The 14,451-nt window shown below is 71.1% G+C and carries 11 protein-coding genes; 10 read left to right on the top strand and 1 reads right to left on the bottom strand.

Annotated features, from left to right (window positions below):
- Positions 1–112 precede the first annotated feature (112 nt).
- Positions 113–958 carry a sulfurtransferase gene (locus FHX80_RS02970; protein WP_145767040.1) on the top strand — a complete coding sequence of 282 codons (846 nt, stop codon included), beginning with the start codon at positions 113–115 and terminating at the stop codon, positions 956–958.
- Between the two features lie 169 nt (positions 959–1,127).
- On the opposite strand, the gene FHX80_RS02965 is transcribed toward FHX80_RS02970, so the two are convergent.
- Positions 1,128–2,930 carry a glycoside hydrolase family 15 protein gene (locus tag FHX80_RS02965; RefSeq protein WP_145767039.1) on the bottom strand — a complete coding sequence of 601 codons (1,803 nt, stop codon included), beginning with the start codon at positions 2,928–2,930 and terminating at the stop codon, positions 1,128–1,130.
- 419 nt (positions 2,931–3,349) lie between these two features.
- Here FHX80_RS02965 and FHX80_RS02960 point away from each other — a divergent pair, with 419 nt between their 5' ends.
- The 9 genes from FHX80_RS02960 to FHX80_RS02920 all read left to right on the top strand — a co-directional run bounded on the left by FHX80_RS02960 (position 3,350) and on the right by FHX80_RS02920 (position 14,330).
- Positions 3,350–5,023: a CTP synthase gene (locus FHX80_RS02960; protein WP_145762672.1), complete on the top strand. Its 1,674-nt coding sequence runs from the start codon at positions 3,350–3,352 to the stop codon at positions 5,021–5,023.
- An 89-nt stretch (positions 5,024–5,112) separates the two neighbouring features.
- Positions 5,113–5,739, top strand: coding sequence for an NUDIX domain-containing protein (locus FHX80_RS02955; RefSeq protein ID WP_124286460.1), 627 nt, complete (start codon positions 5,113–5,115; stop codon positions 5,737–5,739).
- A gap of 206 nt (positions 5,740–5,945) precedes the next feature.
- Positions 5,946–8,009 (top strand): tetratricopeptide repeat protein, encoded by a 2,064-nt coding sequence (locus FHX80_RS02950; protein WP_145762671.1) that lies wholly within the window; start codon positions 5,946–5,948, stop codon positions 8,007–8,009.
- 142 nt (positions 8,010–8,151) lie between these two features.
- A complete protein-coding gene (gene ald / locus FHX80_RS02945; RefSeq protein WP_145767038.1) occupies positions 8,152–9,267 on the top strand; it encodes an alanine dehydrogenase in 1,116 nt (371 codons plus the stop codon).
- 366 nt (positions 9,268–9,633) lie between these two features.
- Positions 9,634–10,752, top strand: coding sequence for a ParA family protein (locus FHX80_RS02940; protein ID WP_145762670.1), 1,119 nt, complete (start codon positions 9,634–9,636; stop codon positions 10,750–10,752).
- Positions 10,749–11,345, top strand: a complete 597-nt coding sequence (locus FHX80_RS02935) for a hypothetical protein (RefSeq protein WP_145767037.1) — start codon at positions 10,749–10,751, stop codon at positions 11,343–11,345. Before FHX80_RS02940 ends, FHX80_RS02935 begins: the two co-directional genes overlap by 4 nt.
- A gap of 77 nt (positions 11,346–11,422) precedes the next feature.
- Positions 11,423–12,466: a segregation and condensation protein A gene (locus FHX80_RS02930; RefSeq protein ID WP_145762669.1), complete on the top strand. Its 1,044-nt coding sequence runs from the start codon at positions 11,423–11,425 to the stop codon at positions 12,464–12,466.
- Positions 12,463–13,110: an SMC-Scp complex subunit ScpB gene (gene scpB / locus FHX80_RS02925; protein ID WP_145762668.1), complete on the top strand. Its 648-nt coding sequence runs from the start codon at positions 12,463–12,465 to the stop codon at positions 13,108–13,110. The genes FHX80_RS02930 and scpB overlap by 4 nt, the downstream gene beginning before the upstream one ends.
- Entirely contained in the window at positions 13,110–14,330 is a 1,221-nt protein-coding gene (locus tag FHX80_RS02920) for a pseudouridine synthase (protein ID WP_145762667.1), read from the top strand. Before scpB ends, FHX80_RS02920 begins: the two co-directional genes overlap by 1 nt.
- Positions 14,331–14,451 lie beyond the last annotated feature (121 nt).

Raw genomic sequence — 14,451 nt, 5'->3', positions numbered from 1 at the left:
GGCCGCACCTCGGGAACCAGGGGGAACAGTGGACGACGACGCACGGCCCCGCGCGCAGCGGCCGGATCGGCACGATGCCGCAGCAGCCGGCCGGGAGGCGCCCGGGACGGGCCTGCCCGGCCCGCTGGTCGGTAGCGGCTGGCTCGCCGAGCGGCTGGGTGCGCCGGGGCTGCTGGTGTTCGACGCCTCGGTCGGCGAGCACCGGGACGCCGGGCAGCGGATTCCGGGGGCGCGGCCGTTCGACATCGACGGCGCGCTCTCCGATCACTCGGTCCCGCTGCCCCATGCGATGCCGGGCCCCGCCGGGTTCACCGAGGAGCTGCGCTCCCTGGGTTTGCGCACCGGCGACACCGTCGTCGTCTACGACGGGGCAGGCAACTACTCCAGCGCCCGCGCCTGGTGGATGCTCCGCGCGATGGGCTTCGACCGGGTGGCCGTGCTCGACGGCGGCCTGCCCGGCTGGGTCGCCGCCGGACTGCCGCTGGAGAGCGGCGCGCCCACGCCCGCCGCGGAGCGCGGTGATTTCACGGCCGCGCCGCGCGCGGGGCTGGTCGTCGGCGCCGACGAGGTGGCTCACGCGCTGACCGACCCGGCGTCCGCCGTGTTCGACGCCAGGACCCGGGAACGGTTTCTCGGTACGGCCCCCGAACCGCGTGCCGGGCTGCGCGGCGGCCATATGCCGGGGGCGGTCAGTCTGCCGTTCGGCGAGATCCAGCGCGAGGGCCTGATGCGCCCGGCGGCCGAACTGCGTGGCGTGTTCGCCGCCCTGACGGGTGACCGGAGGCGGCTGTACTTCAGCTGCGGATCGGGTGTCACCGCGTGCGTCCTGGCGCTGGGGGCCGAGCTGGCCGGATACCGCGAACTCGCGGTGTACGACGGCTCCTGGAGCGAGTGGGGGCTGCCCTCGGAGCAGCGCCCCGTCGTGACGGGACCCCCCCTCGTGAAGGAACGCCTGTAGTGTCGGGACGCCCGCTGCGACGGGACGCCGCGTTGCGAAAGCGCGCCCGTCGTGAAGGGTCCGGACAGCGCCTGACGACCGGTGAGTGACCGGCCCCGGTCCGGGGTGCGCCTCATCGGCGCCCCCGGACCCGCTGCGGTGAGCCTTCCGGCACCCCGCAGCCTTGCCGTCACCCCACGTACGCCCCGCTCGCCGTCAGCCGCAGGGCCGTGTCGATCAGCGGCACATGGCTGAACGCCTGCGGGAAGTTCCCCACCTGGCGCTGCAGCCGCGCGTCCCACTCCTCGGCCAGCAGGCCCAGATCGTTGCGCAGGGACAGCAGCCGTTCGAAGAGCTGGCGGGCCTCGTCGACCCGGCCGATCATCGCCAGGTCGTCCGCCAGCCAGAACGAGCACGCCAGGAACGCGCCCTCGTCGCCCTCCAGGCCGTCCACGCCGGCGTTCTCGCCCGAGGTGGGGTAGCGGAGCAGGAAGCCGTCCTCGGTGGACAGCTCCCGCTGGATCGCCTCGATGGTGCCGATGACCCGCTTGTCGTCGGGTGGCAGGAAGCCCATCTGGGGGATCAGCAGGAGGGAGGCGTCCAGCTCCTTCGACCCGTAGGACTGGGTGAAGGTGTTGCGCTCCTTGTCGTAGCCCTGTTCGCAGACGGCGCGGTGGATGTCGTCGCGCAGTTCGCGCCACCGCTCCAGCGGCCCGTCCGTGTCGCCGGACTCGATCAGCTTGATGGTCCGGTCGACGGCGACCCAGGCCATCACCTTGGAGTGCACGAAGTGCCGGCGCGGCCCGCGCACCTCCCAGATGCCCTCGTCCGGCTCCTCCCAGTGCTTCTCCAGGTACTCGATCAGCTTGAGCTGGAGGCCGGTGGCGTAGTCGTTGCGGGTCAGGCCGGTCATGTGCGCCAGGTGCAGCGCCTCGGTGACCTCGCCGTACACGTCCAGCTGGAGCTGGCCCGCGGCGCCGTTGCCGACCCGGACCGGGCCGGAGTTCTCGTAACCGGGCAGCCACTCCAGCTCGGCCTCGCCCAGTTCCCGCTCGCCCGCGATGCCGTACATGATCTGCAGGTTCTCGGGGTCGCCCGCGACCGCCCGCAGCAGCCACTCGCGCCAGGCCCGGGCCTCCTCGCGGTAGCCGGTGCGCAGCAGCGAGGACAGGGTGATCGCGGCGTCGCGCAGCCAGGTGTAGCGGTAGTCCCAGTTGCGGGAGCCGCCGATGTCCTCCGGCAGGGAGGTGGTCGGTGCGGCGACGATGCCACCGGTCGGCGCGTACGTCAGGGCCTTCAGCGTGATCAGCGAGCGGACCACGGCCTCACGGTAGGGCCCGTGGTACGTGCACTGGTCGACCCACTCGCGCCAGAAGTCCGCGGTCGCCTCCAGTGAACCCTCCGGGTCCGGGAGCGCGGGCGGTTCGTGGTGCGAGGGCTGCCAGCTGATGGTGAACGCGATCCGGTCCCCCGGGGCGACGGTGAAGTCGGAGTACGTCGTCAGGTTCTCGCCGAAGGTCTCGGCCGCGGTGTCCAGCCAGACCGAGTCGGGTCCCGCGACGGCGACCGTACGGCCGTCCACCTTGTGCACCCAGGGCGTGACCCGCCCGTAGCTGAACCGCATCCGCAGCTCGGAGCGCATCGGCACCCGGCCGCTGACTCCCTCCACGATGCGGATCAGCTGCGGAGCGCCGTCACGCGGCGGCATGAAGTCGGTCACCCTGACCGTGCCGCGCGGTGTGTCCCACTCCGATTCCAGGATCAGCGAGTCCCCGCGGTAGCGGCGGCGGTCCGCGGACGGCGGTTGTGCGCCCTCGGCGCGGGCCGGCCCGAGGCGCCAGAAGCCATGCTCCTCGGTGCCCAGCAGTCCCGCGAAGACGGCGTGTGAATCGAAGCGGGGCAGGCACAGCCAGTCGGCTGTGCCGTCCCGGCAGACCAGGGCGGCGGTCTGCATGTCTCCGATGAGTGCGTAATCCTCGATGCGCCCGGCCACGTGCATCTCCAGTCGAACGGCCATGTCGCCCCTCGGGGCGCTTACTGCGGGTCAAGAGGTCGTTGCTAGGTGTTGATGTGGGGGAATCTGCGAGCTGATCCCTCGCCCGGGGCGAGTGCCGGGGCGAGTGTCCGAGCAGGATACGACGCACCTGGGGGGTCTGCGCGCCGGTCTTGGCAAGAGAGATGAGCTGAACGGGTGGGGTGTGAGAGGCGTGCGGCGATCATGTGTGCTGACTGTGTCGGGTGTGGCCGGAAGCAGGCTCCCCTCGTCGCTGATACCCTGGTAGCCCGTGGACCGGTGGTCGTCTGCGACAGCAGACGAGGCCCCCGAACCGCAGCGACGGCACCTCCGGAATTCTCCGGACGGCAACGCCGGTACGCACCTCACGATCGCGACCACGGGAGCCCCCTTTGGCTATGCAGCCCACATCCACGACGACCAAGCACATCTTCGTCACCGGGGGTGTCGCCTCTTCCCTCGGCAAGGGTCTGACTGCCTCCAGCCTGGGTGCCCTGCTCAAGGCGCGCGGCCTTCGGGTCACCATGCAGAAGCTCGACCCTTATCTGAACGTCGACCCGGGCACGATGAACCCCTTCCAGCACGGTGAGGTGTTCGTCACCAACGACGGCGCCGAGACCGACCTGGACATCGGCCACTACGAGCGCTTCCTCGACGTGGACCTCGACGGTTCCGCGAACGTCACCACCGGCCAGGTGTACTCGCAGGTCATCGCCAAGGAGCGGCGCGGCGAGTACCTGGGCGACACCGTGCAGGTCATCCCGCACATCACCAACGAGATCAAGCACCGCATCCGCCGCATGGCCACCGATGACGTCGACGTCGTCATCACCGAGGTCGGCGGCACGGTCGGCGACATCGAGTCGCTGCCGTTCCTGGAGACCGTCCGCCAGGTCCGCCACGAGGTGGGCCGGGACAACGTCTTCGTCGTGCACATCTCGCTGCTGCCCTACATCGGCCCGTCCGGTGAGCTCAAGACCAAGCCGACCCAGCACTCGGTGGCGGCGCTGCGCAACATCGGTATTCAGCCGGACGCGATCGTGCTGCGCGCCGACCGCGAGGTGCCGACCGCGATCAAGCGCAAGATCTCGTTGATGTGCGACGTCGACGAGGCCGCCGTGGTGGCCTGCCCCGACGCCAAGTCGATCTACGACATCCCGAAGGTGCTGCACTCCGAGGGCCTGGACGCCTACGTCGTGCGCAAGCTCGACCTGCCGTTCCGCGATGTCGACTGGACGACCTGGGGGGATCTGCTGGACCGCGTCCACAACCCCGACCACGAGGTCACCGTCGCCCTGGTCGGCAAGTACATCGACCTGCCCGACGCCTACCTCTCGGTCACCGAGGCGATCCGGGCCGGCGGCTTCGCCAACAAGGCCCGCGTCAAGGTCAAGTGGGTCGCGTCCGACGACTGCAAGACCCCGGCGGGCGCCAAGAAGCAGCTCGGCGACGTCGACGCCATCTGCATCCCGGGCGGCTTCGGCGAGCGCGGCGTGATCGGCAAGGTCGGCGCCATCCAGTACGCCCGTGAGAACAAGGTGCCGCTGCTCGGCCTCTGCCTCGGTCTCCAGTGCATCGTGATCGAGGCGGCGCGCAACCTCGCCGAGATCCCCGACGCCAACTCCACCGAGTTCGACGCCGCCACCGCCCACCCCGTCATCTCGACGATGGAGGAGCAGCTCGCGTACGTCGAGGGCGCGGGCGACCTGGGCGGCACCATGCGGCTCGGCCTCTACCCGGCGAAGCTCGCCGAGGGCTCGCTGGTCCGTGAGGCGTACGACGGCCAGCCGTATGTGGAGGAGCGCCACCGCCACCGCTACGAGGTCAACAACACCTACCGCTCCGAGCTGGAGAAGAAGGCCGGTCTGGTCTTCTCCGGCACCTCCCCGGACAACAAGCTCGTCGAGTACGTCGAGTACCCGCGTGAGGTCCACCCCTACCTGGTCGCCACCCAGGCGCACCCGGAGCTGCGCTCCCGCCCGACTCGCCCGCACCCGCTCTTCGCGGGCCTGGTGAAGGCGGCCGTCGCGCGCAGGACCGGCGCCGCGGCCGAGGGCAAGCCGGGCAAGTAGCGGCACCTGCGCAGGCATTACGGTTGACCGGGGTACGCGTCCTTTCGAGGACGGGTACCCCGGTCACTGTTTTTTGTGGGAGGACGTAGATGGGTTTCCAGGACACGCCCGAGGAATGGCCGGTCACCGCGACCGAGACTCCTTTCCGGGGCAACAAGACCAGCGTCCGCACCGATGACGTGGCGATGCCGGACGGTACGGTCGTGCGCCGCGACTACCAGGTCCACCCGGGGTCGGTCGCCGTGCTCGCACTCGACGACGAGGGCCGCGTCCTGGTGCTGCGCCAGTACCGCCACCCGGTGCGCCACAAGCTGTGGGAGATCCCGGCCGGACTGCTCGACATCCCCGGCGAGAACCCGCTGCACGCGGCGCAGCGCGAGCTCTACGAGGAGGCGTACGTCAAGGCCGAGGACTGGCGGGTGCTGACCGACGTCTACACCACGCCCGGCGGCTGCGACGAGGCCGTACGGATCTTCCTCGCCCGGAACATCTCCGAGGCGGACGGCGAACGCTTCGAGGTCTCCGAGGAGGAGGCCGACATGGAGCTGGCCCGGGTGCCGCTCCAGGACCTCGTACGGGGCGTGCTCGCCGGAGACCTGCACAACAACTGCCTGGTGGTGGGTGTGCTGTCGCTCGCGGCGGTGCTCGCGGGGGACGGAGTCGAATCGCTGCGGCCCGCGGAGGCGCCCTGGCCCGCCCGGCCGTTCGAGGCCTGACGGACCGTCGGGGATCCGGGGAGCCGCCGCCGCTCGGCCGTTCCCCGGATCACCCTGCACCACCCACCGATCTGAAGAAATGCTGATCCGATCGGGGGACCTGCCCGCCGTGCTCCACCGGATTCGCCCATCCGCCTGAACTACGCTCGGAATGCCCTGGCCGGAGTCCCGGAGGGCGACGCGTGCAGCGAAGTGGAGCGTGGCCCGTGACGGATCAGGCGGTGGACACCAGCGGCCCGGCCGAGGCAGCGGGGACCGAGGAGCCGGCTGCCGTCGAGCCATCCCAATTCTTCGGCCGTGAGCGCGAGTTGAAGGAGCTCCGGGCCGACATCGAACGGGCCGGACTGGACACCATGGCCGGTCGCAAGAGCGGCCGGGCCCGGGTCCTGCTGATCGCCGGACGCCCCGGCTCCGGCCGCACCGCACTGGCCGGCGAACTCACCCGCCGGCTGCTCGGCACCGGCGACTACCCCGACGGCCTGTTCCGCGTCCGGCTCACCGAACCCGGCGGCACCCGGGTCCCCACCGAACGCGCCGCCCGGGATCTCCTCGGCCAGCTGGACATGGTGGGACCGCCCGGCGCGGACGAGGACGAACTCTCCCAGATGGTGCGCGAGGCCCTCGCCGCACGCCGGGCGCTGCTCCTGATCGATGACGCGCCGGACGCCGAGCAGGTCGACCCGCTGCTCCCGGACAACCCGGACTGCCTGGTCGTCGCCACCGCGCAGGGCCCGCTGACCGGTATCCCCGGCGTCCGGCCCTGCACCATCGGGGGACTGGAGGCGGGACCGGCGGTCCAGCTGCTGGCCCGCACCATCGGGCAGGTCCGCATCACCGTCGACCCGCGGACCGCCGAGACGCTGTCCGAGGAGTGCGGCGGGCAGCCCGCCGCACTCGTCATGGTCGGGGGCTGGCTGGCCGCGCACCCGACGGCGTCGGTCGCCGACGTCACCAAGCAGCTGCGGGAACTGCCGGACGACACCGAGCAGTCCACCGGCGCCCGTCCGCTGGCCCGCGCCTTCCGGCTGATCCACGACTCACTGCCGCCGACCGCCGCCCGGATACTGCGACTGCTCTCCCTCGCCCCCGCCGGACTCGCCGACGCCCACACCGCCTCCGCACTGGCCGGCTGCTCGGTCTCGGCCGCCCAGACCATGCTCGACGACTTCGTGCGGCTGGGGGTGCTGCGTGGCGACGGGGCCGAGCAGCCGCAGTACGAGGTGCCCGGCTGCCTCGCACCCCTGCTGCGGTCGTCGCTCGAGGACCTGGACCGCCCGGCCGAGATCCAGCTGGCGCAGGCGAGGATGCTGGAGCGGACCGTGCGCCGGCTCCAGTCCTGCCGGGCGGTCACCGAACCCGAGGGCTCCCCGGCCCGGCGCAGACTCGCCGGGCTGCCGCGCTCCCTGCGCTTCCCCGGCCCCGAGGACGCCGCGCGGTGGCTGAGAAACCGCCGGCCCGCGCTCCTCGCCTCCGCCCGGATCGCTGTGGAGGACGGCGAACTCGACACACTGGCAAGGCGGTTGGTGGCCGCACTGGTGCGGGCACTGGCGGTGCACGAGGGGACCGAGGCGGCCGCGCCCGACCTGTACGGACTGCACGGTCTGGTGCTGGCGGTCGCCGAGCGGCGCGAACTGCCGCGCGAACGCGCGGCGGCCCTGCTCAACCTCGCCGACCTGGACGCCGGGACCGGCCGGACCCGGGAGGCGCTGACCCGCTACCGGGCCGCGCTGGATGCCGGACGGGCCGCGAAGGACCCGTACGCCACCGGACGCGCGATGGAATCCGTAGGTGGCGCCTATGCGGAGCTGGGCGACTTCCACCGGGCCTCCGACTGGTACGGCCGGGCGCTCGCCCAGCGGCTCACCCAGGGCGAGAGGGCCGATGAGGCGCGGCTGTACGGGCGGCTGGGCACCGTCCACACCTACGCCGGGCGGTACGGCGAGGCGCTGCGGAACTGGCGGGCCTCGGCGGCCGGCTACCGCAGGCTCGGCGACCTGCCCGCCCAGGCGCGGGCGCTCAGCGAGGTCGCCCGGGTCCAGGAGTACGCGGGCCGTCCGCAGGATTCGCTGCAGACCTGCCGGGAGGCCGTGGAGTGGGCGCGGAAGGCCAAGGACGTACGGCTGCAGGCCGCACTGGAGCTGCGGCTGGCCGACACGCTGGACCGGCTCGGCGACCCCGCCGCCGCGGGGCTGCACAGGGGTACGGCCGACAGATTGCTGGGCGAGGAGAGCTCAGCCTACGAAATCCGTAGTGCGACGACGGAAAATTAATGCTTTGTAAGGCTAGACAGCGAGAAGTCCTTCATTAAACTGGCTCTACCGCGGGTGTTCGCGGTGTCTCCATTTACGCTGTGTACATCCGGGTATGTATTGCTGTGCCCGGATACCCTCTGAGCCAAGGACCGTGATCGACGTGAAGGTCGGCATCCCCCGCGAAGTCAAGAACAACGAGTTCCGCGTGGCGATCACGCCTGCCGGTGTGCACGAGCTCGTCCGTCACGGCCACCAGGTCGTCGTCGAGGAGAGCGCCGGGGCCGGCTCCTCCATCACGGACGAGGAGTACGTCGCTGCCGGGGCGCAGATCCTGCCTACCGCCGACGAGGTCTGGGCCGCCGCCGACCTGCTGCTGAAGGTCAAGGAGCCGGTCGCCGAGGAGTACCACCGCCTCCGCAAGGGCCAGACCCTCTTCACGTACCTGCACCTCGCCGCCTCCCGCGCCTGCACGGACGCGCTGCTCGAGTCCGGTACCACCGCCATCGCCTACGAGACCGTCGAGACCGCGAACCGCGCGCTGCCGCTGCTCGCCCCGATGTCCGAGGTCGCGGGCCGGCTGGCCCCGCAGGTCGGCGCGTACCACCTGATGCGCTCGGCCGGCGGCCGCGGCGTGCTGCCGGGCGGCGTCCCGGGTACGGCGGCCGGTCGGGCCGTCGTCATCGGCGGCGGTGTCTCGGGCTGGAACGCCACGCAGATCGCCGTCGGTCTCGGCTTCCACGTCACGCTGCTCGACAAGGACATCAACAAGCTCCGCGAGGCCGACCGGATCTTCGGCACCAAGGTGCAGACGGTCGTCTCCAACGCCTTCGAGCTGGAGAAGGCCGTCGTCGAGGCCGACCTGGTCGTCGGCGCCGTGCTGATCCCCGGCGCGAAGGCCCCGAAGCTGGTCACCAACGAGCTCGTCGCCAGGATGAAGCCCGGAAGTGTACTTGTCGACATTGCAATTGATCAGGGCGGCTGCTTCGAGGACTCCCACCCGACGACGCACGCCGAGCCGACCTTCATGGTTCACGACTCGGTCTTCTACTGCGTCGCCAACATGCCGGGCGCGGTGCCGAACACCTCCACGTACGCCCTCACCAACGCCACGCTGCCCTACATCGTGGAGCTCGCCAACCGTGGCTGGGCCGAGGCGCTGCGCCGTGACGCCGCACTCGCCAAGGGCCTCAACACCCATGACGGACAGGTCGTTTACCGCGAGGTGGCGGAGGCGCACGGCCTCGACCACGTCGAACTGAGCACGCTTCTCGGCTGACGGGTCAACGCCTCCCGTCAACCTCATGCGTCCGGCCGGACCTTGTCAGACAAGGTCCGGCCGGACGCATGCCCGGCCTTCGAGGGCCCGTGCAACTCGCCTCGAACATAACCCTTTAACCGATTCGTGCACCCGTGAACAGAGTGCCCCGGAGGCTGTGCACCCTTGACAGAGGGGTGTTCGATTGCCGACACATCGGGCCGGGTCCGGCGGATTGTGTTGCTGCGAACCGGTGACACGCCATAGAGTCGCCAATCGTCGGCATGGTGCCACGCTGACCTATCGATAAGTTTCCTGGTTACGTCCAAGGAGGTAAGACGACTTGTGAATGAGTCGACATTTACTCCCGGGGGTGTTCAACCAGGGATGCCTGCACGGGGCCAGAGCCCGCACGGGCTGGAGGCTGTCGGCTCCGTCGCTGTCCGCACCTTCGCCACCCACCAGCACATGACGACAGCCCCCCAGATGATGGACGGCCTACACGTGAACGCCACGGCCGGCAACGAGAGTGGCCGGGACACCGCCCACTTCGCCGACTTCGACGAGGCGCCCCAAGGGCACTTCTACGACCCCGACGCCGAGTACGAGCCCGATCCGGAGTACGCGGCCACGCTCGCGCCCGACGCCGCCCGGCAGCGCCGCGAGCGGATCGGCCCGACCGGCCGCCCCCTGCCCTACTTCCCGATCCCGGGCCCGCTGACCGACCACGGTCCCGCGAAGATCATCGCGATGTGCAACCAGAAGGGCGGCGTCGGCAAGACCACGTCGACCATCAACCTGGGCGCCGCGCTCGCGGAGTACGGACGACGTGTCCTGCTCGTCGACTTCGACCCGCAGGGAGCCCTGTCGGTCGGTCTCGGCGTCAACCCGATGGAGCTCGACCTCACCGTCTACAACCTGCTCATGGAGCGGGGCATGGCGGCCGACGAGGTCCTCCTGAAGACCGCCGTGCCCAACATGGACCTGCTGCCGAGCAACATCGACCTGTCGGCCGCCGAGGTCCAGCTGGTCAGCGAGGTCGCCCGGGAGTCCACCCTGCAGCGCGCCCTGAAGCCGCTGATGGCCGACTACGACTACATCGTGATCGACTGCCAGCCCTCGCTCGGCCTGCTCACCGTGAACGCCCTGACGGCCGCGCACAAGGTGATCGTGCCGCTGGAGTGCGAGTTCTTCGCCCTGCGCGGTGTGGCGTTGCTCACCGAGACCATCGAGAAGGTCCAGGAACGGCTCAACCCGGAACTGGAGCTCGACGGCATCCTCGCCACCATGTACGACTCCCGTACGGTGCACAGCCGTGAGGTCCTCGCGCGCGTCGTCGAGGCCTTCGATGATCACGTGTACCACACGGTCATCGGGCGCACGGTCCGCTTCCCGGAGACCACGGTCGCCGGCGAGCCCATCACCACGTACGCCTCCAACTCGGTCGGTGCCGCCGCCTATCGCCAGCTCGCCAGGGAGGTGCTCGCCCGGTGTCACGCCGAGTGAGTCTGCCCGGGGCCGACGAACTGTTCCGTACCACCGGGGGGATGGGGCTGCAGTCCTCGTCCCCCGCGGAACGGCGGCGCAAGGCGAACGGCGAGGCCCGGGTGCAGGCACCGGCCGGCGAGAGCGGTTCCGGGGCCGACGCCCCGGGGACGGGCTCCGAGGCCCCCGCGGGAACGGCCCCTGCCGCACCGGAGGAGCACTCCCCGGCCAAGGCCGACGCGGGCGATTCACGCAGCCGCGGCGGCGAGAGCGACCGGGTCGCGGTGGCCGCGCAGGCCGGGCGCCGGCCGCAGCCGCCGTCCTCGCAGGAGCCGGTTCCCGCACCTGTCGTCCAGCAGCAGCGCAGACGCGGTGGCGGACGCGGCGCGAACCGGCGGCCCAGCGGCCGGGAGCGCCACGACGAGAAGATCACGGTCTACGTCTCCGCCGAGGAGCTGATGGACCTCGAACACGCGCGGCTGGTGCTGCGCGGCGAGCACGGGCTGGCCATCGACCGCGGACGGATCGTCCGTGAGGCGGTCGCCGTCGTCCTCGCCGACCTGGAGTCGCGGGGCGACGCGAGCATCCTCGTACGGCGGCTGCGCGGCCGCTGACGGGCACGGCGCCGGTAGCCTGCCCCGAAGGGCGGGCCGCCGCCCGCCGCCCGTGTCCCGCCGCACCCTGGATGCCCATGCCATCACCCGACGAGCCCGCCCGCACCTTCCGCCGCCCGCTGGGCCGCGGGCCGGGGGGCGGGCCCGTGTCCGGGCCGGCGGGGGCCGGACACGGGGCGGGGGCGGTCGCGTCGGCCCCGGCCCTTCCTCCCGAAACAGGCGAGGCGGCCCCGGTCGCGGAGGATCCCCCGGTCGCGCCGGAGTCCCCGGACCTCGCGGTCACCGCTGCCACCCCCGCGGCCGACGACGGCCGGTTCACCGTTCGGCTGGCGAACTTCGAGGGGCCGTTCGATCTGCTGCTCCAGCTCATCTCCAAGCACAAGCTGGATGTGACCGAGGTCGCCCTGTCCAAGGTCACCGATGAGTTCATGGTCCATATCCGGGCCATGGGCCCGGACTGGGACCTGGACCAGACCACCGAGTTCCTCGTCGTCGCGGCCACCCTCCTGGACCTCAAGGCCGCCCGGCTGCTGCCCGCCGCCGAGGTGGAGGACGAGGGGGACCTGGCGCTGCTCGAAGCCAGGGACCTGCTCTTCGCGCGGCTGCTGCAGTACCGCGCGTACAAACGCATCGCCGAGATCTTCAGCGACCGCCTCGAATCGGAGGGCCGCCGCTTCCCCCGTACCGTCGGGCTGGAGCCGCACCACGCGGAGCTGCTGCCCGACGTCGTGATCAGCATCGGGGCCGAGGGCTTCGCCGCGCTGGCCGTGAAGGCGATGCAGCCCAGGCCCCGGCCGCAGGTCTACATCGACCACATCCACGCCCCGCTGGTCAGCGTGCGCGAGCAGGCCCGGATCGTGATGGCGCGGCTGCGGGAGGCGGGGGAGATGAGTTTCAGGGAGCTGGCCGAGGACGCCGCGGACACCCTCACCGTCGTCGCCCGCTTCCTCGCGCTGCTGGAGCTCTACCGGGAGAAGGCCGTCGCCCTGGACCAGGACGAGGCGCTGGGGGAGCTCATGGTGCGCTGGGCCGGGGGAGCGGGGGCCGAACCCCTCGTGACGGACGAGTTCGACCAGGAGGCACCGGACGTGCAGGACGAACAGCGGGATGTGAAGGCATGAGCGAGCAGGACGTCACCGGCTCCACCGTCGCGGGCCTCGATCTCAGGCCCGCCCTGGAGGCCGTCCTCATGGTCGTCGACGAACCGGCCACCGAGGAGCACCTGGCCAAGGTGCTGGAGCGGCCCAGACGGGCCGTCGCCGACGCCCTGCGCGAGCTGGCCGACGAGTACACCGTCCAGCGCCGCGGCTTCGACCTCAGGCTGGTCGCGGGCGGCTGGCGGTTCTATACCCGCCCGGAGTACGCGGCGGCGGTCGAGGGCTTCGTCCTGGACGGCCAGCACGCCCGTCTCACCCAGGCGGCGCTGGAGACTCTCGCGGTGGTCGCGTACCGGCAGCCGGTGAGCCGTTCACGGGTCTCCGCGGTGCGCGGCGTGAACTGCGACGGGGTCATGCGGACCCTGCTGCAGAGGGGGCTGGTGGAGGAGGCGGGCGCGGAACCCGAAACAGGTGCGATCCTGTACAGGACGACGAACTACTTTCTGGAGCGAATGGGCCTGCGTGGCCTGGACGAGCTCCCGGAGCTCGCGCCCTTCCTCCCCGAGGCGGACGCGATCGAGGCTGAGACGCTAGAGGGTGTGCCGTCGTTCGATCCGGACGCACCGGACACCCCGGATACTCACGCAGACGACAAGACGGAATTTTGATGCGAAGCAGTGGCAGGAACAGCGGAAGCGGCAGCGGCGGCGGCAGGAGCGGCGGCGGTACCGGCGGCAGGAGCGGCGGCAGCAGCAGCGGCGGCAGGAGCGGCAGCAGCGGCGGCGGAGCCAGGAGCGGCGGCAGGAACAACATCGGCACCGGCAGGAACAGCAACCCGAACCCCCGGGTTTCCGGCTCCGAGCGTGATGACAAGCAGGAGCAGCGCGCCCGTCGGCCCAGGCCCGAGGAGCGCCGCTACGACGTCGGCAACGACAAGCCGGGCGGCGACGGCGGCACCCGCAAGGGCCGCGGCGCGGCGGCCCGCGGCGGCGCCAAGGGCGGCCCGAAGGCGGCGACGGGCGGCGCCAAGAGCGGCGGCCGTCGTGCCCCGTACGGCGCCCCGGCACGCCCGCGCGAGCTCGACGCCAAGATCGAGCAGCGCAACCGCGACCGGTATGCGGACAAGCCCGAGATCAAGACGCCCAGGACCAACCCGGGCGCCGAGGAGGAGGGCGAGCGCCTGCAGAAGGTGCTGGCCCGCGCCGGAATGGGCTCGCGCCGCTCGTGCGAGGAGCTGATCGACCAGTCCCGCGTCGAGGTGAACGGCGAGATCGTCGTCGAGCAGGGCATGCGCGTCGACGTGAACAGGGACGAGATCAAGGTCGACGGCCTGACCGTGGCCACCCAGTCGTACCTCTTCTTCGCGCTGAACAAGCCGGCCGGCGTCGTCTCCTCCATGGAGGACCCGGACGGCCGCCAGTGCCTCGGCGACTACGTCACCAACCGTGAGACGCGTCTCTTCCACGTCGGCCGGCTGGACACCGAGACCGAGGGCCTCATCATGCTCACCAACCACGGCGAGCTGGCCCACCGTCTCACCCACCCCCGGTACGGCGTGAAGAAGACCTACCTGGCAGCCATCCAGGGACCGCTCCCGCGCGATCTGGGCAAGCGGCTCAAGGACGGCATCCAGCTGGAGGACGGGTACGCCCGCGCCGACCACTTCCGCGTCGTCGAGAACACCGGCAAGAACTACCTGGTCGAGGTGACCCTCCACGAGGGCCGCAAGCACATCGTCCGCCGGATGCTGGCCGAGGCCGGTTTCCCGGTCGAGCGGCTCGTCCGGACCGGGTTCGGACCGATCCCGCTGGGCGACCAGAAGTCGGGCTGGCTGCGCCGGCTCACCAACACCGAAGTGGGCATGCTGATGCGTGAGGTCGGTCTGTAGACCGCCCGCACCCACCGCTCACGGCCCGTGGCCGGTTCCTGGATTTCGATTTTCGGACAGGAACCGGCCGCGGGTCTTTTGCTACCCGCGTTCGACCTTTATAGTCAGAATGACTATTAAG

The sequence above is a fragment of the Streptomyces brevispora genome (assembly GCF_007829885.1).
GTDB classification, from domain to species: Bacteria; Actinomycetota; Actinomycetes; order Streptomycetales; family Streptomycetaceae; genus Streptomyces; species Streptomyces brevispora.
This window is presented reverse-complemented; position numbering and strand designations above follow the sequence as displayed.